The organism is Micromonospora sp. ABR4_055 (assembly GCF_056160425.1).
On the sequence record NZ_JBSWXD010000027.1, the window covers coordinates 15,351 to 34,130 of the forward strand.

Sequence of the window (18,780 nt, forward strand, 5' to 3'; positions counted from 1 at the left end):
GGGTCAGCAGCCGGGCGGCTGTGGTCGGGTCACGGTGGGCTGGTGCCGATCACCACGGACTCCGGCGGTGGCGGCGGCGGGACGTGGCGGCGGCGGGCCAGCCGGCGTACCGCCGTGTTCAGCACCGCGATCAGCGGTACGGCGACCAGCGCGCCGACGATGCCGGCCAGCACCACACCGGAGGTCACCGCGAGCACCACGGCCAGCGGGTGGATCGCCACCGCCCGCCCCATGATCAACGGCTGCAGGACGTTGCCCTCCAGCTGCTGAACCGCGATCACCGCACCCAGGATGATCAACGCGGTGACCCAGCCGCTGTCCACCAGGGCCACCAGGATGGCCACCGCGCCGGAGAGGGTCGCGCCGACGATCGGGATGAACGCCCCCAGGAACACCAGCGCGGCCAACGCGAACGCGAACGGGATGTCGAACAGCACCAGGAAGATCCCGATGCCCACGGCATCAATGAACGCCACCAGCACGGTCGCCCGGACATAGGCGACCAGGGTCGTCCAGGCCGCGCTACCGGCGTCGTCCACCCGCCAGCGCGCGGCGACCGGGAACATGCCGACGATGAACCGCCAGATCCGCTGCCCGTCCCGGAGAAAGAAGAACGTCGAGAACAGCACCAGCAGCGCACCGGTGAACAGCTCCACGACCGTACCGGCGGTGGAGACCGCGCCGCTGGTCAACGTCTGGGTGTTCTCGGTAATCCAGTTCTGACCGGCCTCGACGTACTGGTCGAGCTGGCCGTCGTCGAGCTTCAGCGGCCCGGTGCGCAGCCACTGCTGGATCTCCCCGATGCCGCTGGACGCCTTCTCGCTCAGGTCCGGCAGTCCGGTGATGAACTCGTTGACCACCAGGGTCAGCGTGCCGACCACCCCGGCCAGCCCGGTGATCAGCACCACCGCCGTGGCCAGGGTGCGGGGCACATGGGCCCGCAGCAGCCAGCCGACCGCCGGGGCGAGCAGCGCGGCGAGCAACAACGCCACCAGCACCGGGATGATGACGATCCGGACGTTGCCGATGACCCGCAGCAAGGCCCAACCGACGATCCCGATCACGATCAACCGCCACGACCAGGCGGCGGCGATCCGTAGCGCGTGCGGCACGTCCGCGTCGTCGCGGCTCGTGGTCGACAGATGTCCGTCGCCCGGCGGCGGGGTCTCCGCGCCCGGGTCGGCACCCGCGCCGGCCAGCTCGTCGGCGGCACCGGCCGCGGCGGCCCGGCGGGACCGTTCCCGCTCCCGGGCGGCCCGCACCGACTCCCGCCCGGCCTCGTACGCCTGGCGTAGCCGCCCTCTCATTTGTTGCAGCCGGCTCAAGCGAACCCCCGGAGTCGAGTATCGGTGCGTACACGGTAGCGGGCACATGTGCGTCGTTGCTGCCGCTACCTCCCTGGACTCTCCCCGATGTGCCCCGTACGGGCATCGGGCAACCATCCGGCCGACCCACCCGCGACCGGCCGGCACACGCACGCGGTACGGTTCGGTCGTGACCGCCGACCCACCACACGACAACGGTTTGCCGATCCGCCTGCTGCACGACCGGGTGCTGGTCAAACTCGAAGGCGGCGAGGGCGAACGCCGCTCCACCGCCGGCATCGTGATCCCGGCCACCGCGTCGGTGGGCCGGCGACTGTCCTGGGCGACCACGGTCGGGGTCGGACCGAACGTACGCTCGATCGTCACCGGTGACCGGGTGCTGTTCGACCCGGAGGACCGCTCCGAGGTCGAGCTGCACGGCCGCGGCTACGTCCTGCTCCGCGAACGCGACGTGCACGCGGTGGCCGCCCAACGGGTCGAAGAAGACTCCACCGGCCTGTACCTGTAGCTCAACAGCCCACGCCGTCTCTGCACGCCAGCGGCGGGGCCCGTTGCGGCGGCATCCGATAGTAGGATCGGCGTGTGACGCCAGATGAGACCACTCCTGAGCCGCTGACGGCGGTGCAGCGCTTGGCAGCTGCCCTGGGTCAGGCGGCGCCCTTGCCGCTGAGCGCGGATGAGCTTGCGGAGTTGGAAGCGGCGCAGGACCGCGCGGACGCCGACGCTGAGCGGATCTGGGGCGTACGGGGGCAGGCAGCGGCGTGAGGCTACGCCCACCACGGGTCTTCGACGGCTCGGCGCTGATTGATCTCTTTAACGGCTACCGGGAGCTTGGCGAGCTGCTCGACCAGGCCGAGTCCGGCTGGCTGCAGGTCCTGCTGCCCACGACCGCGATCGCTGAGGCCGAAGAGAAGCTGAACGCTGGCCGGAGCGGTTGGGAAGGCATCCTGTTGACTCAGGGAGTGCAGTCGCTGCCGTTGACCGAGCACACCGCGATCGAGATCGGTGGCTGGCCGGGAAGTCTGCCCGCTCGGCACGTCGTGCACGAGGCTGCGGCGGTACGCGGTGTCGTGGTGACCCGCTCACCGGGAACCTACAGCGGTCTACGCGTTCCGTTGCTGGTGGTGTGAGCGCAGGCGCCGCCTTCTCTGCCTACGCATCGCTGACCAGGTCGCGGGCAACCACCCTCGCGATCGTCACGGCCGATAATCAGCAAACTGGCCGCCGACGCTCCAGTATGGCTGCGACACCAGCGGTACGCCCGCGACACCGTCCGCATGATCACCACCAGTCGACGTCGGGCGATGGGCCAGGAGTTGGCGAAGCTCGCCGTGTTGATGGACGGCCAGGCCGCCTTGACCTGACACCGCCGCTCTGCGTTGATCCACTACACCCCATCAACTCGACACGCCGACGCCACGTCAGATCACCCGCATCCGATCACGGGTCGACTCGCTTCCGACTGGTCAGGTCGCTCTCTGTGCTGCGGCTCGTTCCTGGCGTACCTGTTCGAGCATGGCGGTGTCGGACGCGAGGTCCGGATGCTCCACCTAGCGGTCAAGCTCGACGACGAGTTCAAGCTCGCCGATTGCCTTGTCCAGATCCCCCACCGCCCGGTGAATCATCGCGATGTTGTACCGAGTGACCGCCTCACCAGCCCGATCACCCACCTCCCGCAAAATCGGCAACGCCTCCTCCAAAAACACCAACGCCCGCCGCCGATCCCCCAACCCGTCATACACACGACCGATACTGCTGAGCGTGGCCGCTTCATTCCAGCGGTTGCCGGCCTCACGGTACAGACGCAGCGCCTGCTCGTAGCTGGCTAGCGCCGGCCGCAGCTGTCCGGTAGACGACTGGGCCCAGCCGACGTCGTAGAAGGCGCTTGCGTCCTCGCCAAGCGTCAAGGTCGAGGTCGCCACGTCGGCGAACCGGGATGTACGCAACCATACCCTCGCCACCCGACCCCCGACTCTGCTGGCAATCATCGCCTCCTTGCCAGCCACTGCGAGTCGGTGCATGCACCTCCGCCAGTTGGCTGACGGTTGCCGTCGACTTGCCACGTACCGGCGTTTCCGGTTCCCCGAGATGACCGGCCGACGTCGCTGAGGCTGGATCATCTGTCAACCCGGCACCGTCCCTGTCCCGTGTGGGCGATCGCCTCGACGCCGCCATCGGTCGCCTGCAAGCCGAACCCTCTACAACGGCCAGCAGGATATGGCCGGCACCGATCCGGCGACCAGGAATGACCATGATCTGACATCAGGCGAGATGACCTTGGCTTCACCAGAGACGACGTTGATCATGCCTGACGGCTATCGGCGGTCCTGGATGGCGGCGGGTACGCAGAGTACGGTCTGATGTGGTGGTGTGCCGGGGATCGCGGGCTGGTGTGCCGCTGTCCAGACCGTTGACGGGGAGGGACCACGGATGGCCACCATCGGCGACAACATCGCGCAGGTCAGGCGCCGGCAGTCGATCACTCAGGAACAGCTCGCGGCAGCGGCCGGAGTGAGCACCGAGACGATCCGCAAGCTGGAGACGAATCAGCGTACGACGCCTCGGATCGCGACGTTGCATGCGATCGCGCGGGCGCTGGGCGTGCCGACGACGACTCTGCTCGGGGATGCGAGCACCGGGGCAGCCCGCCGGGAACGCGGTCATCGTCCGCTCGCGTTGCTCGACCTGCGTCGGGTGTTGATCCCGGCCCGTGGACCAGCCGGGCTCATCGCTGACGAGGTGCCGGCGTTGCCTGCAGCGGGTGTCCCGGGACGGCTCGCCGAGGCGGACCGCGCCTACCACCAGGGCGACTACGCCGCAGCGTTGGCCGTGCTGCCACCACTCATCGCCGGAGCCCGGCACGCCGTCGAGAACGCCGACGACGCCAACAGGCCTGCCGCATACCGGACCCTGGCCCGCACCTATGACCTGACCAGCAGCCTGTTGATCCAGGTACGCGCGGTCGACCTCGCCTACCAGGCGGTGAACGCCGCCCAGGACGCTGCCGCATCTGCCGGCGACGAGCTGCTCAGCGCGACGACGGTCAAGCGCATGTCATGGCTGTTGCTGCGCCAGGGCCGGCTGACCGACGCGGAGCGGCTGGCGATCGCCACCGCTGACAGCGTCGAGCCACGGATCTCCCGAGCCACACCAGATGAACTCGCGGTGTGGGGCTGGCTGATGATGGCGGCAGCCGCCGCTTCCGCGCGGGACAACCGGCCGGACGACGCGGTCGCCCAACTCGACGCGGCGGCGGCTGCGGCGGCCCGGCTGGGCAGCCGGCCGGTCAGTGCTGGTCACCTGACGATCGTTGGTGGAATGCGGTCAACCAAAGTCGACATGATGCGGGCCGAGGCGGCGGCGGTCGCTGGCGAGCCGCGCCGGGTTCTTGACCTGGCGACCAATGTCCGCCGTGGTGGTGCTGAGAAGACTTCGTGGCGGCGACACCGGCTCGACGTCGCCCGCGCGCACGCTGAGTTGCGGGACTGGTCGGAGGCAACGGCGGTGCTCAGCGAGCTGGCCGCCGACGCTCCAGTGTGGCTGCGACACCAGCGGTACGCCCGCGACACCGTCCGCATGATCACTACCAGTCGACGCCGGGCGATGGGCCAGGAGCTGGCGAAGCTCGCCGCACTGATGGACGGCCAGGCCGCCTGACCTGCGCAACCGGCACCGGGAGTACCGGTTTTGGGGTCTGCCGGACAACGGGCACAACCCTTGCATTCACTCTCAGTGATCAACTCGGCATCCTTCTACGTAGGACGGCGGTGCCGGGTCGCGCACCATCACACAGCGGAACACCGCCCGGCCCGCCGTCCGCTCAGCTGGGCCCGACGCCGTACCCGCGATCGCCCTTTTCGCGCGTCGGGCCCGCCCGCTGGGCGGCGGCCCGGGGTCGACACGGAGAGCCACCTCGGGTCGCCGCCCTCCACGCTCTGTGCCGAGAGAAGCCTGTGTGGTGATAGGTACACGGAGTAACGTCTGGTGCAGCGGCAAGAGCCAGAAGGTTGTTGGTCGGTGCCACCCGGCAGCTGACAAGGTGGTGACGCGCATGACCCGCATCATCGACCCACGATGGCCGTCGACCTTGCGCCGGTTGCGTCAGCAGGCCGGGCTCTCGCTGCGTGATCTCGCCGCCAAGGCGCACTACGCCAAGTCATATCTGCACGATCTGGAAACCGGTCGCAAGACACCGCGGCCCGAGGTCGCCGATCGGCTCGACGACGTGCTCGACACCGGTGGTGTGCTCTCCGCGATGCTCACCGACGACGGCGCACACGATTCCACCGAACTGGCCCGCCGGGTCGCGGCCACCGACATCAGCAGCAGCAGCCTCGCTGGTCTGGAAGCGGCCGTCGACGAACTTGCCGTCGCCTACCCCGTCACCGCGTCGCACGTCCTCCTGCCACGCGTCCGCCGACACCTGACCTACGTCACCACCCTGATCGGTTCCGGCCGCCGGATGACCCTGGACCAGCACCGACGGATCCTCGTCGCCGGCGGATGGCTGTCGCTGCTCACCGCTACCGTGCTGATCGACCTACGGCGAAACGGTGCCGCTGCCGGTCATCTGCACACCGCCAGCGAAATGGCCGCCCACACCGAACACGCCGAGATCCGTGCATGGTGCCTGGAAACCCACGCTTGGGAGGCGCTCACCGCCGGCGACCCCGCGACGGCGCTTGCCCTGGCCGAAGGGGCGCAGACCGTCGCTCCGACCGGCAGCAGCGCCAAGCTGCAGGCGACCGCACAGACCGGGCGGGCGCTGGCGCTGCTCGGCGACCGACCTGCCACCGGGCGACGACTGGCCCAGCTGGAGCGGATGGTGTCGCCGCTGAGCCAGCCGGACCGGCCCGAGCACCACTACCGCTACGACCCGGGCAAAGCCCGAGCGTACGTGGCGACCACCTTGGCGTGGGTAGGTGATCCGGCCGCCGCCACCGAGGCCGGCGATGTCCTGGCCCGGCTACTCGCCGAGGGCAGCCGCCCCCGGCGGATCGCGTCGGCCCGGTTGGATCTCGGCCAGGCCGTACTGTCGATGGACCCGCACGAGTCGATAGCGCAGGTCACGACGGCGGTCACCTCGGGCCGGGTCGCGGCGTCGAACTGGTGGCGGGTCGACCGGGTACGCCGAGGTCTGGCCCGGGTCGGGGTGCCGGCCGCCGAGCTGGATGAGCTGTGCGCGATACATCAGCCGTCAATGTGACGGCGGACAGTAGCCAGCGCTGGCGGACGGCGACACTGTAGACCGTCGCCCAAGCGCCGGCCAGGCTAAGACCAGGTCGCATCACCTGTGGATCAGCGACCTGCCAGCTGGGCCCGACGCCGTACCCGCGATCGCCCTTTTCGCGCGTCGGGCCCGCCCACTGGGCGGCGGCCCGGGGTCGACACGGAGAGCCACCTCGGGTCGCCGCCCTCCACACTCGTCGAGGGGGACGTTGTGTTCGGAAAATGGTTTCAGCGTGCGAACATACCGGTCGATGTGGTGTATCCGGTGCCGGGTCGGCGGCGGTACGCCGACCGTACGGTGCCGCCGCCGGACCGGCGGCCGGCGACCCGGACCGACCGCGCCGAGCGGCGGGGCGGTAACGCCGGCCGGCACTACCTGCGGTGAGAAAGCCCCAGGCCGGTGGCGGTGGGCCGGTGCACGAGCCGGTGCGTCCGTCGTGGTGCTGTGCGGTGTGCCCGGAGGGGACGCCGTGGCCGTGCCCACCCGGCCGTGAGCGGTGAGTGTGGTGGTCGGGCGTCGGGTGGCCCTGTGGCGGGTCCGGCGGCGGATGGCCCAGCAGGTGCTCGCCGACCGGATCGGCCGGTCGAAGAGCTGGGTGGAGAAGGTGGAGCGCGGTGTCCGCACGCTGGACCGGTTCTCGCTGATCCAGCAGGTTGCCGACGTGCTGCGGGTCGACCCGACGGAGTTGCTGGGCGACACCGGCCAGCCGCAGTCCGGCAGCGCGGTGGTCGGTGTCGACGCGGTCCGGGCGGCACTCGCGCGATATGAGGTGTTCGCCGCCGGGCCGGCCGGGCCGGCACCCGATGCCGGGGAGGTGTCGCAGCGGGTGGCGCACGCCTGGTCGACGTACCGGCACGGGGACCATCCTCGGCTGCTGCGGACGGTGCCGGAGCTGCTGGACGCCACACGGCGACTGCACAGCGCGCGACCGGAACATGGTACGGGTCTGCTGGTGCAGGCGTACCGGGTCACTTCGCTCGTGCTGGTCAAAATCGGCGAGGCGGACCTGGCCTGGCTGGCCGCCGACCGGGCACTCGCCACCGCGGGAAGCGATCCGATCCTGGCCGGGTCGGCGGCGGTGCCGCTCGCCCAGGCGCTGCGCGGGCTGAGCCAGAGCCGGCTGGCGATGACCACGGCGATCGACGCCGCCGAGCGAGTCGCCGCATCCACCGATGGGCAGGCGAGACCGGGTTCCCGGGCGGTGTACGGGACGTTGCTGCTGCAGGCCGGGTTGGCCGCCGCCGGCTGCGGCGACACCGCCAACGCCAGTGAGCTGCTCGGTCGGGCTACCCACGTCGCCGGGCAAGTTGGCGACGGGCAGGACTACCGTACGGCGAGCTTCAGCCCGGCGGCCGTCGAACTGGCGCACACCTCGACGTCGGCGACTTCACGGCGGCGGGACGGTGGGTGGTCGAGGCGGACCGCGTCGCACCGGCTGAAATCCGCTCCCGACCTTCCGCCCGTACCCTCGTGGCTGAGATTTCCCGCCACGGACCGCAGGTCGCCGGCGTCGCCCGGCTGGCGACGGCGCTCGGGCTGACCCGCTGCTGACCTCCCGCTAGCCCGGGGGTGGGCCGTAGCCGGGCGGCGGACCGTACCCCGGCGGAGGCGGTGCGCCATAGCCGGAGTACGGGGGCGGTGGACCGTAACCGGGGGGCGGGGGGCCGTAGCCGGAGAACGGGGGTGGGCCGTAACCGGGCGGGGTGCCCGGCCCGGCTCCGGGCCAGCCCGGGTAGCCGGCGAACGTCGGTGGCGGAGGCGGCGGTGGCGCGGTGAGCACCACCGGGATCGGCACCACCGGCTCATCCGGCGCGGGCACCTGCCGCTGGCTGCCGTCCGGGAAGGCGATCTGGTAGTCCACCCCGTTCCACAGCGCGTGCGGCGCCTGCGGGTCCCGGCCGACGAACGCCTGCCGGTAGCCGGCCAGCGCGGTCAGCAGCCGCTGCTCCTCCTTGGCGTGCCGGGCCAGCTCCTTCGGTTTGCTCTCCAGGCCGCGCAGCAGGCCGTCGCGCAGCAGCGCCAGCTTGGTGGCGGCGGCCTGGAAGTCGCGCATCGCCCGTACGCCCGGCTCGCCGGCCACCCGGCTGGCCCAGCGACGCGCCGAGTGCCGCCGGCCCAGACTGCCCAGCGCCGCCACCTCCGGCGGGGTGAACCAGCCGGCCCGGACGTAGTCGGGCAGCACCCGCTCGGTCAGCCGCCCTTCCCAGCTGCGCAGCCACACCGCCAAGCCGACCATGCCGAAGAAGATCGGCACCATCAGGCCGATGTAGCCGTACAGCAGGATCAGGGTCTGGCCGGTCGCCTCGACCAGCGTCGGGATCAGGTTCCAGGCCCCGTGCAGCATCATCGCCAGCAGCAGCCCAGCGGTCGGCGCGAGCACCCGGATCCGCCGGTCGGCGCTGCGCGCGGCCACCCCGAGACCGACACCCGCCATCGAGGTGAACAGGGGGTGGGCGAAGCCGGTGAACAGGATCCGGACGATGAAGATGGCGAAGACGTTCTGCGCACCGGTCGCCGGGCCGTACTGCTCTGCGCCGGCGGCGTAGCCGTATCCGCCGAGGTAGAGGATGTTCTCCACCATCGCGAAGCCGATCGCGGACATGCCGCAGTAGACGATCCCGTCGGTGATGCCGGACCATTCGCGGCGGCGGGTCAGCAGCAGCAGGATCGGGCCGAGGGTCTTGGTCAGCTCCTCGATGAACGGCGCCACCAGCACCGCCACCAGCGCTTCCGAGTAACCCAGGTTGTAGAGCAGATCCGCCGAGAAGTTGTTCACGTTCAGCGAGGCGTACGTGGAGACGAACGCCCCCCAGGCGAAGCAGAAGGCGAGGTAGCGCACCGGCTCCGGTTCGTACCGGTCCAGCCACAGGAAACAGGCGACCAGCACCGGTACGGGCAGCACCGCCGCGATGACGCCGACGGTCAACGCGACCGGGCCGAGCGCGGTGCCGAGGTAGACCAGGATGGCGACGCCGCAGCCGGCGATCAGCACCACGATGCCGGCCAACGCCAGCCAGCGCAGCCAGACGCTACGCCGCAGCCGACCGGCCGGCACGACCCCGTCCACCGACGCCGCCGCGGTTGGCGGGTCGGCCGGAGACACCGGCTCCGCCGACGTCTCCGGAGCTGGCTGCTCGGGCGGAGACACCGCATCCACCGGTTCGGTCGGATCGCTCGAATCCGCCGCAGGGCGGGAGCCGGATGGACCACCGGGGACAGTGTCGGACATTGGGCTAGCGTAGCCAGCACCAACCAACGGCGGGCAGCGTGTCGCCCGGCCGGTCATTCCGGGCCGTCGCGCCCGAACGCCTCACTGACCATCTCCTCGACCGTGCCAGCCTCGATCCCGCTGGCCCGGACCAGGTCGCTCGCGGTAGCCCTGACCTGGGCTACCACCACGCTGCCGTTGAACCCCACCCCGGCGTCGTACGCCGCACCGGCGCACCGGGCGGCATCCAGCGCCCGCCGCCGGGTGTGCACCGGGTCGGTACCCGTGTCGAGTTCGTGGCGCAGGATGCGCACCGCGTCGCCGAGGTGACAGACCGCCTCCGGCAGGGCGGACGGCACCGGCTCGTCCTCGGTCAGCAGGGAGACCACCCGCCGGGTGAGCACCCGCGAGTTACGCAGCCCTCGGGTGACGTACTCGGCGCTCTCGGCGTACTGGGCCAGCGGGCCGCGGGCCCGCCAGCGCGCCGGCGCCAGGACCGCCGTCTCGTGTCCCGCCTCGACCGCCTCCCGGAACTCGGACAACTCCTTCTCCGCATCGTGCAGCCGCTTCGATGCGGCCTCGGCCCGGCGGCGGTCCCGCCCAGCCAACGCCTTGCCGCTGAGGATCAGCATGTCGGACAGGACGTCCAGCGCCGGATCGGCGGCCCGGCGCACGATGACCAGCGGGTTGAGCGGCAGCAGCAGGATCAGCACCACCAGCCCGACCAATCCGCCGACCAGGGCATCGATGAACCGGTCGGGGTAGAGGTTCTCCGACTGCGACGTCAGGGTGGCGACCAGCACTCCGGACGACGCGGCCTGGGTGACCAGGGCCGCGCCGCTGCCCAGGAAGACAGCGACCATCACCGCGAGCGGCACGATCAGCAGCAACTGCCAGGTGCCGGTGCCGATGGTGATGACGATCAGGTCGCCGATGGCGATCCCGACCGCGACCCCGACCACCAGCTCGGCGGCGCGTTTGAGCCGTTGCCCGATCGAGGCGCTGAGGATGATCACCGCCGCGATCGGTGCGAAGAAGGGCACCGGGTGGCCGATCACCCGGCGGGCGATGAACCAGGCGAGCGCCGCCGCCAGACCTGCCTGCAGGGCGAGTACGAGGTTGGCGCGGACCCGGTCCGACCGTTCCCGGACCTCGGTGCCGACCCGGCTGCGGGTCAGCGTGAGCAGCCCGGTGAGACGGGGTGCCGCCGCCGCACGTGGTGGCTTCCCGGCGTCGGCCATGCGGGCAGCGTACCGAGCAATTTGCGGCTTATGGCGTTATTGCCCATCCAGTCACGCCCGAGGTGGCCGGTCCGGCGACGAGCTGGCTAGCCTGCGAGGATGTCCGACCTCATCGAGGCGCTCCGCGCGGCTTTGCCCGACACCGCGGTCCTCACCGACCCCGACCTGCTGCGCGGCCACCAGCGCGACGAGGCCGACCTGTGCGCCGCCGGCACCCCGGCCGTCGTGGTCCGACCCCGCAGGACCGCCGAGGTGGTCGCCACCGTCAAGGTCGCCGCGCGGTACGGCGTACCCGTGGTGCCGCAGGGTGCCCGGACCGGGCTGGCCGGCGCGGCGAACGCGGTCGACGGCGCGGTGGTGCTCTCCACCGCCGCGATGGACCGGATCGTCGACGTCGACCCGGTCAACCGCACCGCCGTCGTCCAGCCCGGCGTGGTCAATGCCACCCTGGCCGCCGAGGTGGGCCGGCACGGGCTGCGCTACCCGCCGGACCCCGGCTCGTGGGAGTCGTCCACCATCGGCGGCAACGTGGCCACCAACGCCGGCGGCATGTGCTGCGTCAAGTACGGCGTGACCGGCGAGTACGTCATCGGGCTCGAAGTGGTGCTGGCCAGCGGCGAGGTGCTGCGCACCGGTCGGCGCACCGCCAAGGGGGTCGCCGGCTACGACCTGACCCGGCTGTTCGTCGGCTCCGAAGGCACCCTCGGGGTGATCACCGAGGTGACCGTCGCGTTGCGGCCGGCCGCCGACGCCTCGCTCACCCTGGTCGCCGTCTTCGACTCCACCGCCGCGGCCGGCACCGCCGTCGCCGGCATCGCCTCCGGCGGGCTCAGCCCCAGCCTGCTGGAACTGCTGGACCGCACCCACCTGCAGGCCATCGAGGCGTACCGGCCGATGGGGTTACGCACCGACGCCGCCGCGCTGCTGCTCGCCTCGGTCGACACCGGCGCCGCCGCCGGCACCGACCTGGACCGGATCGCGCAGGTGTGCACCTCCGCCGGCGCAGCCGAGGTGTACGCCGCCAGCGACGCGGTCGAGGCCGCCGCCCTGCTGCAGGCCCGCCGCCTGGCCCACCCGGCGATGGAACGCCTCGCCGCGCGGACCTTCCCCGCCGGCAACGGCGGGCTGATCATCGACGACGTGGCGGTGCCCCGGTCGGCGCTGGCCCGGATGCTCGACGGCGTCGAGGCGATCGCCGCCGAACACGCCGTACCGATCGGCGTCGTCGGGCACGCCGGCGACGGCAACCTGCACCCCAACATCGTGGTCGACCGGGCCGACCCGGACAGCCTGGCGCGCGGCCGGGCGGCGTTCGACGCGATCATGCGGCTCGGGCTGGACCTGGGCGGCACCTGCACCGGCGAGCACGGCGTCGGCCTGCTCAAACGCGACTGGCTGGCCGAGGAGATCGGCCCGGTCGGCATGCGGGTGCACCGCGCCGTCAAGCAGGCGCTGGACCCGACGAATCTGCTGAACCCCGGCAAACTGCTCTGGCCTTCAGCCGGCTAGCGGGCTCAGCCGGCCAGCCGGATGTTCAGCCGGCGGTGACGTCGGAGTCGGTCGGCCAGTCCACGCCCCGGTCGGCGGCGAAGCCGCGGACATCCGCCGCGCCGAGGCGCGCCGCGTCGGCGGTCGCGTCGTCCGGCATCCGCTGCGACTGCAGCTCCGCCGCCACCCGGGCCCGGTAGTGCTCCACCTCACGGTCCCGCACCGCGTCGTCCCAGCCAAGCACCCGGCCCATCACCTCGGCGGCGTGCCCGGCCGACTCGTTGCCCCGGTGCGGTGTCTCGATCGAGATGCGGGTCCGCCGGGTCAGCACGTCGTCCAGGTGCAACGCGCCCTCGGCGCGGGCCGCGTACGCGATCTCGGCAGCCAGGTACTCCGGTGCGCCGGGCACCGGACTGGCCAGCAACGGATCGTCGCCGATCAACGCCAGCAGCTCCACCGCCAGGGTGCCGTACCGCTCCAGCAGATGCTCCAGCACCCCGACCGGGACGCCATGCCGGCGGGCCACGTCAGCCCGGTCCCGCCACATCGCGGGGAACCCGTCGGCACCGAGCAGCGGCAGGTCGGCGGTCCGCGACGGCCGGTTCACCCCGAGCCGGGCCGCCGCCCGGTCCACCACGTCCGCGGCCATCACCCGGTACGTCGTGTACTTGCCACCGGCCACCAGCAGCAGACCCAGCATCGGCTCCACCACGGCGTGCTCCCGGGACAGCCGCGACGTCGAGTCCGCCTCACCGGACAGCAGCGGCCGCAGCCCGGCGTACACCCCTTCGATGTCGCGCGGCGTCAACGGCCGGTCCAGCACCGTGTTCACCTGGTCGAGCAGGTAGCCGATGTCGCGCTCGGAGGCGGCCGGGTGGGCGCGGTCGAGCCGCCAGTCGGTGTCCGTGGTGCCGATGATCCAGTGCCCGCCCCAGGGCAGCACGAACAGCACCGAGGTGGCGGTACGCAGGATCAGCCCGGCCTCACCGGTGATCGCCGACCGGGGCACCACCAGATGCACGCCCTTCGACGCGCGTACCCGCAGGCCGGGCCGGACCCCGACGTCGCCGAGCATCCGCGACACGTCGTCGCTCCACACGCCGGTGGCCGCGATCACGGTACGGGCGCGTACCTCGAACTCGGCGTCCGGATCGCCGGGCCGGGCCTCCATGTCCCGGACCCGCACCCCGGTCACCTCGCGGGCCTGGCGCAGCAGGCCGACGGCGCGGGCGCTGGTCACCACGGCCGCGCCGAGGCTGGCCGCGGTCCGCGCCAGGGTGACCACCAGCCGGGCGTCGTCGACCTGACCGTCGTGGTAGCGGATGGCGCCGGCGACGACGTCCGACCGCAGGCTGGGGAAGAGCCGCCGGGTGCCTTCGCGGGACAGGTGCCGGTGCAGCGGCATCCCCCGGCCGCCGCCAAACACCCCGGCGAACGCGTCGTACGCGGCGACCCCGGTGCCGTAGTAGGCCCGCCGCCAGAGCCGGCCGGGCAGCGCCCGTGGCCCGCTGGCGCCACCCTGCGGCAGCGGAACCAGGATCGGCACCGGCCGGACCAGGTGCGGGGCGATCCGGGTGGCCAGCAGCCCACGCTCGGTCAACGCCTCGTGCACCAGCCCGAACTCGAGCTGCTCCAGATAGCGCAGCCCGCCGTGGATCAGTTTGCTGGACCGGCTGGACGTGCCGGCGGCGTAGTCGCGGGCCTCGACCAGCGCCACCTTGAGACCGCGCGACGCGGCGTCGAGGGCGGCGCCGACGCCGGTCACCCCACCCCCGATCACCAGTACGTCGAACCGCTCGCCACGTAGGCGGCGCAGATCGGCGGCGCGGCGGGTCACGGACAGTTGGCCGGCGGCGTACCGGGAGACGGCAGGGTCACGCACCTCTCCACCGTATCCGGCCGCCTAGGGTGACGGACATGACGCAGCCGCCCGGTCATCCCGGCTACCCGTACCCCGGTCAGCCCTACCCGATGCAGCCGCCGTACCCGATGCAGCCGTCCGCCGCCGCCGGGCCGCCGCCGGCCAGCGTGTGGCCGACGGTCGCCGCGGTGGCGATCGCGATCTGGTCGGTCGGTGTAACGGTGTTCGCGCAGGCCGGCGGCTGGCTGACCGATCAGGTCCTGCTGGCCAGTGGGCTGCCCACCCCGGCGGTGGTCTGGCCGCTGATCGCGTTCGGCAACGCACTGCTGGTCGGCGTACCCACCATGCTGCTGGCGCTGGTGCCCCGGTCACCGGCGGTGCGGGCGACCGGCCGGGCCTGGCTGGTCGCCGCGTTCGCCCTCGGCGGTTTCGGGCTGCTGCGGGCCGTACCGACCGTCCACCATGAGCTGTACCTGGCAACGCTCACCGTGCTCGCCGCCGGCGGCGCCGCCGGGCTGCGGGCGCTACGGCGCCGGGCCGAACCGAGCGAGGCCGAACCAGGTCAGGCCGAACCAGGTCAGCTTCAGTCAGCTCAGGCCGAGCCAGCTCACGCTCAGTCCGGCAAGGCGGACCGGATGGTCGCTGTCCTGCTCGCCGTCGCGGCCGGGCTGGTCATGCTGCTGCCCTGGTTGTGGGTCGGCGCGCTGGGCGGCGCGGTGGAGACGGCACTCGCCGTCGCCGCAGCGGCCGCGATCGGCTGGTACGCCGCCGAACTGCTGCCCCGCCGGTTCTGGACGGCGATCGGTGCCGGCCCGCAGGGGCGCTCGGCGGTGCGCACCATCCTGCTCGGCGGGACGGTCGCCGGGGTCGGGCTGCTGCTGCTCGCCGCCGGCATCGGCCAACCCGGCGGGCACCTGGCCGCGATCCTGGTGCTGCCGCCGATCGGGTACGCGGCAGCGGCGATCGGCTGGGCCGCCGACCGGTCCAGCGCGCCGGTCGGCGTACTGGCCGGGCTGTCCGCCGCCGGACCGCTGGCCCTGCTCGACCCGGAAGAGGTCTCGCTGCTCCTGGCCATCGGCCGTGACGTGCCGTTCTGGGCGGCGGTCGGTGCCGGCGTCGGGCTGGCGCTGGCGCTCGCGTTGGGTGTCGGCCTCGGCTTCGGTCTCGGTTGGCGGCGGGCGGGTCGACCACCACGGCTGGCGGGTCGACCGCTGCGGTGGGTGGCGGTGGCCACCGTCGCGGTGCTGGCGGTGGCCGGTGCCGCCGTGCACCTCGCCGTCGGGCAGCCGGGACTGCACGGCGAACGGCTGTTCGTGGTGCTGCGGGAGCAGGCCGACCTGTCCGACGTGCCGCGCGGCACCGGACCGCAGGCCCGCGACGAACGGGTCCGTACGGTCTTTCAACGGCTGGTCGACACCGCCGAGGCCAGCCAGGCCGACCTGCGCGACGATCTGGACGGGTGGGGGCTGTCCTACACGCCGTACTACCTGGTCAACGCGATAGAGGTGGACGCCGGGCCGGCGCTGCGGCCCTGGCTGACCCGGCGGGACGACGTCGACCGGGTGCTGATCAGTCAGCAGCTGCGGCCGCTGCCGGCCACGGTCGAGCCCGAACGGGGCGACCAGCCCGCTCCGCGTACCCCGCCGTGGAACATCACCATGCTCGGTGCCGAACGGGTCTGGACGGAGCTTGGTGTCGAGGGCGCCGGCATCGTGGTCGGCGCCTCGGACTCCGGGGTGGACGGCGACCACCCGGCGCTCGCGGACGGGTTCCGGGGCGGCGGCGACTCCTGGTTCGACCCGTGGAACGGCACCGGTACGCCGACCGACAACAACGGGCACGGCACCCACACGCTCGGCTCGGCTGTCGGCGACACCTCGATCGGGGTCGCGCCGGGCGCGTCCTGGGTCGGCTGTGTCAACCTGGACCGCAACCTCGGCAACCCGGCACGCTACCTGGACTGCCTGCAGTTCATGCTGGCCCCATTCCCGACCGGGGGCGACCCGTTCGCCGACGGGCGACCGGAGCGCGCCCCGCACGTGCTGACCAACTCCTGGGGCTGCCCGGAGCTGGAAGGCTGTGACCTGGGTTCGTTGCGGCCGGCCACCGAGGCGCTGGCCGCCGCCGGGCTGATGATGGTGGCCGCCGCCGGCAACACCGGCCCGTTCTGCAGCTCGGTCGACGACCCACCGGCCCCGTACACCGATGTGCTGACCGTCGGCGCGGTGGACGCCGACCGGGAGGTCACCGACTTCTCCAGCCGGGGCCCGGCACCGGACGGCACCGTCAAGCCGGACCTGGTGGCGCCGGGCGCCGACGTCCTGTCGGCGATGCCGGGCGGCGGGTACGCGGCGCTGGACGGTACGTCGATGGCGACCCCGCAGGTGGCCGGGGTGGTGGCGCTGCTGTGGTCGGCGCAACCGGAGCTGATCGGTGATCTGGACGGCACGGCGCGGATCCTGCGGCAGACCGCTGCCGAGGCCGGCACCGGGGGCGGTGACACCTGCGGTGACCCGGCGAACCTCACCGGCGCCGGCCTGGTCGACGCGTACGCGGCGGTGCAGGCCGCCCGGTCCAACGCCTGATCGGCGCTCGGCCGGTCTGCGCACCGGTCGGCTGACCGGCGGGAGCAGAGACGCCGCAGGGCGGTTACCGGGAAGCTGCCCGGTAACCGCCCTGCGGTCTTGTCGCTACCTTCTTGTCGCTACTGCGGCGTGGCTGGACTCAGAAGTCCATCTCGCCGCCGCCCGGCGCACCCGCCGGAGCCGGGGTCTTCTCCGGCTTGTCCGCCACCACGGCCTCGGTGGTCAGGAACAGCGCCGCGATCGACGAGGCGTTCTGCAGCGCCGACCGGGTTACCTTGGCCGGGTCGATGATGCCCGCCTGCAGCAGGTCCACGTAGTCGCCGTTGGCGGCGTTGAGGCCGTGGCCGGCCTCCAGGTTGCGGACCTTCTCCACCACGACGCCGCCTTCGAGGCCGGCGTTGACGGCGATCTGCCGCAGCGGGGCGTCCAGCGCGATCTTCACGATCTGCGCGCCGGTCGCCTCGTCGCCGACCAGGTCGAGCTTGTCGAAGGCGGTCTTGCCGGCCTGCACCAGGGCGACGCCACCACCAGGGACGATGCCCTCCTCGACGGCTGCCTTGGCGTTGCGCACCGCGTCCTCGATGCGGTGCTTGCGCTCCTTGAGCTCCACCTCGGTGGCCGCGCCGACCTTGATCACCGCGACGCCACCGGCCAGCTTGGCCAGCCGCTCCTGCAGCTTCTCACGGTCGTAGTCGGAGTCGCTCTTCTCGATCTCGGCCCGGATCTGGTTGACCCGGCCCTGGATCTGCTCGGCGTCGCCGGCACCGTCGACGACCGTGGTCTCGTCCTTGGTCACCTGGACCTTGCGGGCCCGGCCCAGCATGTCGATGGTCACCGCGTCGAGCTTCAGGCCGAGCTCCTCGCTGACGACCTGGCCGCCGGTGAGGATCGAGATGTCGGTCAGCATCGCCTTGCGGCGGTCACCGAAGCCGGGAGCCTTGACGGCAACCGACTTGAAGGTGCCGCGCACCTTGTTGACGATCAGGGTGGCCAGCGCCTCGCCCTCGACGTCCTCGGCGATGATCAGCAGCGGCTTGCCCGACTGCATGATCTTCTCCAGGATCGGGAGCAGATCCTTGACCGAGGAGATCTTGCTGTTGACGATCAGGATGTAGGGGTCGTCGAGGACGGCCTCCATCCGCTCCGGGTCGGTCCAGAAGTAGGGCGAGATGTAGCCCTTGTCGAAGCGCATACCCTCGGTGAGCTCGAGCTCCAGGCCGAAGGTGTTGCTCTCCTCGACGGTGATGACGCCTTCCTTGCCGACCTTGTCCATCGCCTCGGCGATGATCTCGCCGACGCTGGAGTCACCGGCGGAGATCGACGCGGTGGACGCGATCTGCTCCTTGGTCTCCACGTCCTTGGCGAGCTTGCTCAGCTCCTCCGCGACGCTGGACACGGCGGCCTCGATGCCCCGCTTCAGGGCCATCGGGTTCGCGCCGGCCGCGACGTTGCGCAGGCCCTCGCGGACCAGGGCCTGGGCCAGGACGGTCGCCGTCGTCGTGCCGTCACCGGCCACGTCGTCGGTCTTCTTGGCGACCTCCTTGACCAGCTCGGCGCCGATCTTCTCGTACGGGTCCTCGAGCTCGATCTCCTTGGCGATGCTCACACCATCGTTGGTGATGGTGGGGGCGCCCCACTTCTTTTCGAGCACGACGTTGCGGCCCTTCGGGCCCAGCGTCACCTTGACGGCGTCGGCGAGGGTGTTCATACCCCGCTCGAGACCGCGGCGCGCCTCTTCGTCGAACGCGATCATCTTGGCCATACGGCGTTGTCCTCCTGGACGCTCGCAGCACCGGAGCCGGTCAGCTCCGCCATGCCGCCTGCTCTACGCACCTTCGGACG

The 18,780-nt window shown here is 71.9% G+C and carries 14 protein-coding genes; 8 read left to right on the top strand and 6 right to left on the bottom strand.

Annotated elements, in window-relative coordinates:
* Positions 1–29 precede the first annotated feature (29 nt).
* Positions 30–1,373 carry an AI-2E family transporter gene (locus ACXAHD_RS09470; protein WP_348650018.1) on the bottom strand — a complete coding sequence of 448 codons (1,344 nt, stop codon included), beginning with the start codon at positions 1,371–1,373 and terminating at the stop codon, positions 30–32.
* A 121-nt stretch (positions 1,374–1,494) separates the two neighbouring features.
* On the opposite strand from ACXAHD_RS09470, the gene ACXAHD_RS09475 reads away from it, so the two are divergent.
* The 3 genes from ACXAHD_RS09475 to ACXAHD_RS09485 all read left to right on the top strand — a co-directional run bounded on the left by ACXAHD_RS09475 (position 1,495) and on the right by ACXAHD_RS09485 (position 2,455).
* Complete coding sequence (locus ACXAHD_RS09475) at positions 1,495–1,833, top strand: GroES family chaperonin (RefSeq protein WP_123605868.1); 339 nt, start codon at positions 1,495–1,497, stop codon at positions 1,831–1,833.
* Positions 1,834–1,955: 122 nt separating this feature from the next.
* Positions 1,956–2,090 (top strand): hypothetical protein, encoded by a 135-nt coding sequence (locus ACXAHD_RS09480; protein WP_282232424.1) that lies wholly within the window; start codon positions 1,956–1,958, stop codon positions 2,088–2,090.
* On the top strand, positions 2,087–2,455 hold the full coding sequence (locus ACXAHD_RS09485; RefSeq protein ID WP_475049810.1) for a PIN domain-containing protein: 369 nt from the start codon (positions 2,087–2,089) through the stop codon (positions 2,453–2,455). The genes ACXAHD_RS09480 and ACXAHD_RS09485 overlap by 4 nt, the downstream gene beginning before the upstream one ends.
* A gap of 420 nt (positions 2,456–2,875) precedes the next feature.
* On the opposite strand, the gene ACXAHD_RS09490 is transcribed toward ACXAHD_RS09485, so the two are convergent.
* The gene (locus ACXAHD_RS09490) at positions 2,876–3,247 is read right to left on the bottom strand and encodes a tetratricopeptide repeat protein (protein WP_475049812.1); all 372 of its coding nucleotides are present in this window, start codon (positions 3,245–3,247) and stop codon (positions 2,876–2,878) included.
* 508 nt (positions 3,248–3,755) lie between these two features.
* Here ACXAHD_RS09490 and ACXAHD_RS09495 point away from each other — a divergent pair.
* From ACXAHD_RS09495 to ACXAHD_RS09505, 3 genes are all read left to right on the top strand, one after another.
* Positions 3,756–4,982: a helix-turn-helix domain-containing protein gene (locus tag ACXAHD_RS09495; RefSeq protein ID WP_475049815.1), complete on the top strand. Its 1,227-nt coding sequence runs from the start codon at positions 3,756–3,758 to the stop codon at positions 4,980–4,982.
* Between the two features lie 394 nt (positions 4,983–5,376).
* Positions 5,377–6,531: a helix-turn-helix domain-containing protein gene (locus tag ACXAHD_RS09500; RefSeq protein WP_475049817.1), complete on the top strand. Its 1,155-nt coding sequence runs from the start codon at positions 5,377–5,379 to the stop codon at positions 6,529–6,531.
* Positions 6,532–7,060: 529 nt separating this feature from the next.
* On the top strand, positions 7,061–8,095 hold the full coding sequence (locus tag ACXAHD_RS09505; protein WP_475049819.1) for a helix-turn-helix domain-containing protein: 1,035 nt from the start codon (positions 7,061–7,063) through the stop codon (positions 8,093–8,095).
* Between the two features lie 18 nt (positions 8,096–8,113).
* On the opposite strand, the gene ACXAHD_RS09510 is transcribed toward ACXAHD_RS09505, so the two are convergent.
* Together ACXAHD_RS09510 and ACXAHD_RS09515 are read right to left on the bottom strand one after the other, a co-directional pair.
* Positions 8,114–9,784, bottom strand: coding sequence for a PrsW family intramembrane metalloprotease (locus ACXAHD_RS09510; RefSeq protein ID WP_475049821.1), 1,671 nt, complete (start codon positions 9,782–9,784; stop codon positions 8,114–8,116).
* Between the two features lie 53 nt (positions 9,785–9,837).
* Positions 9,838–11,004 carry an FUSC family protein gene (locus ACXAHD_RS09515; protein ID WP_475049823.1) on the bottom strand — a complete coding sequence of 389 codons (1,167 nt, stop codon included), beginning with the start codon at positions 11,002–11,004 and terminating at the stop codon, positions 9,838–9,840.
* Positions 11,005–11,103: 99 nt separating this feature from the next.
* On the opposite strand from ACXAHD_RS09515, the gene ACXAHD_RS09520 reads away from it, so the two are divergent.
* Positions 11,104–12,513, top strand: a complete 1,410-nt coding sequence (locus ACXAHD_RS09520) for an FAD-binding oxidoreductase (RefSeq protein WP_475049825.1) — start codon at positions 11,104–11,106, stop codon at positions 12,511–12,513.
* A 25-nt stretch (positions 12,514–12,538) separates the two neighbouring features.
* Here ACXAHD_RS09520 and ACXAHD_RS09525 read toward each other — a convergent pair whose 3' ends face one another.
* On the bottom strand, positions 12,539–14,374 hold the full coding sequence (locus ACXAHD_RS09525) for a glycerol-3-phosphate dehydrogenase/oxidase (protein WP_475049828.1): 1,836 nt from the start codon (positions 14,372–14,374) through the stop codon (positions 12,539–12,541).
* Positions 14,375–14,481: 107 nt separating this feature from the next.
* Between ACXAHD_RS09525 and ACXAHD_RS09530 the strand changes: the two genes are divergently transcribed.
* A complete protein-coding gene (locus ACXAHD_RS09530) occupies positions 14,482–16,938 on the top strand; it encodes a S8 family serine peptidase (protein WP_475049851.1) in 2,457 nt (818 codons plus the stop codon).
* 139 nt (positions 16,939–17,077) lie between these two features.
* Here ACXAHD_RS09530 and groL read toward each other — a convergent pair whose 3' ends face one another.
* Entirely contained in the window at positions 17,078–18,700 is a 1,623-nt protein-coding gene (gene groL / locus ACXAHD_RS09535; protein ID WP_281552971.1) for a chaperonin GroEL, read from the bottom strand.
* Positions 18,701–18,780 lie beyond the last annotated feature (80 nt).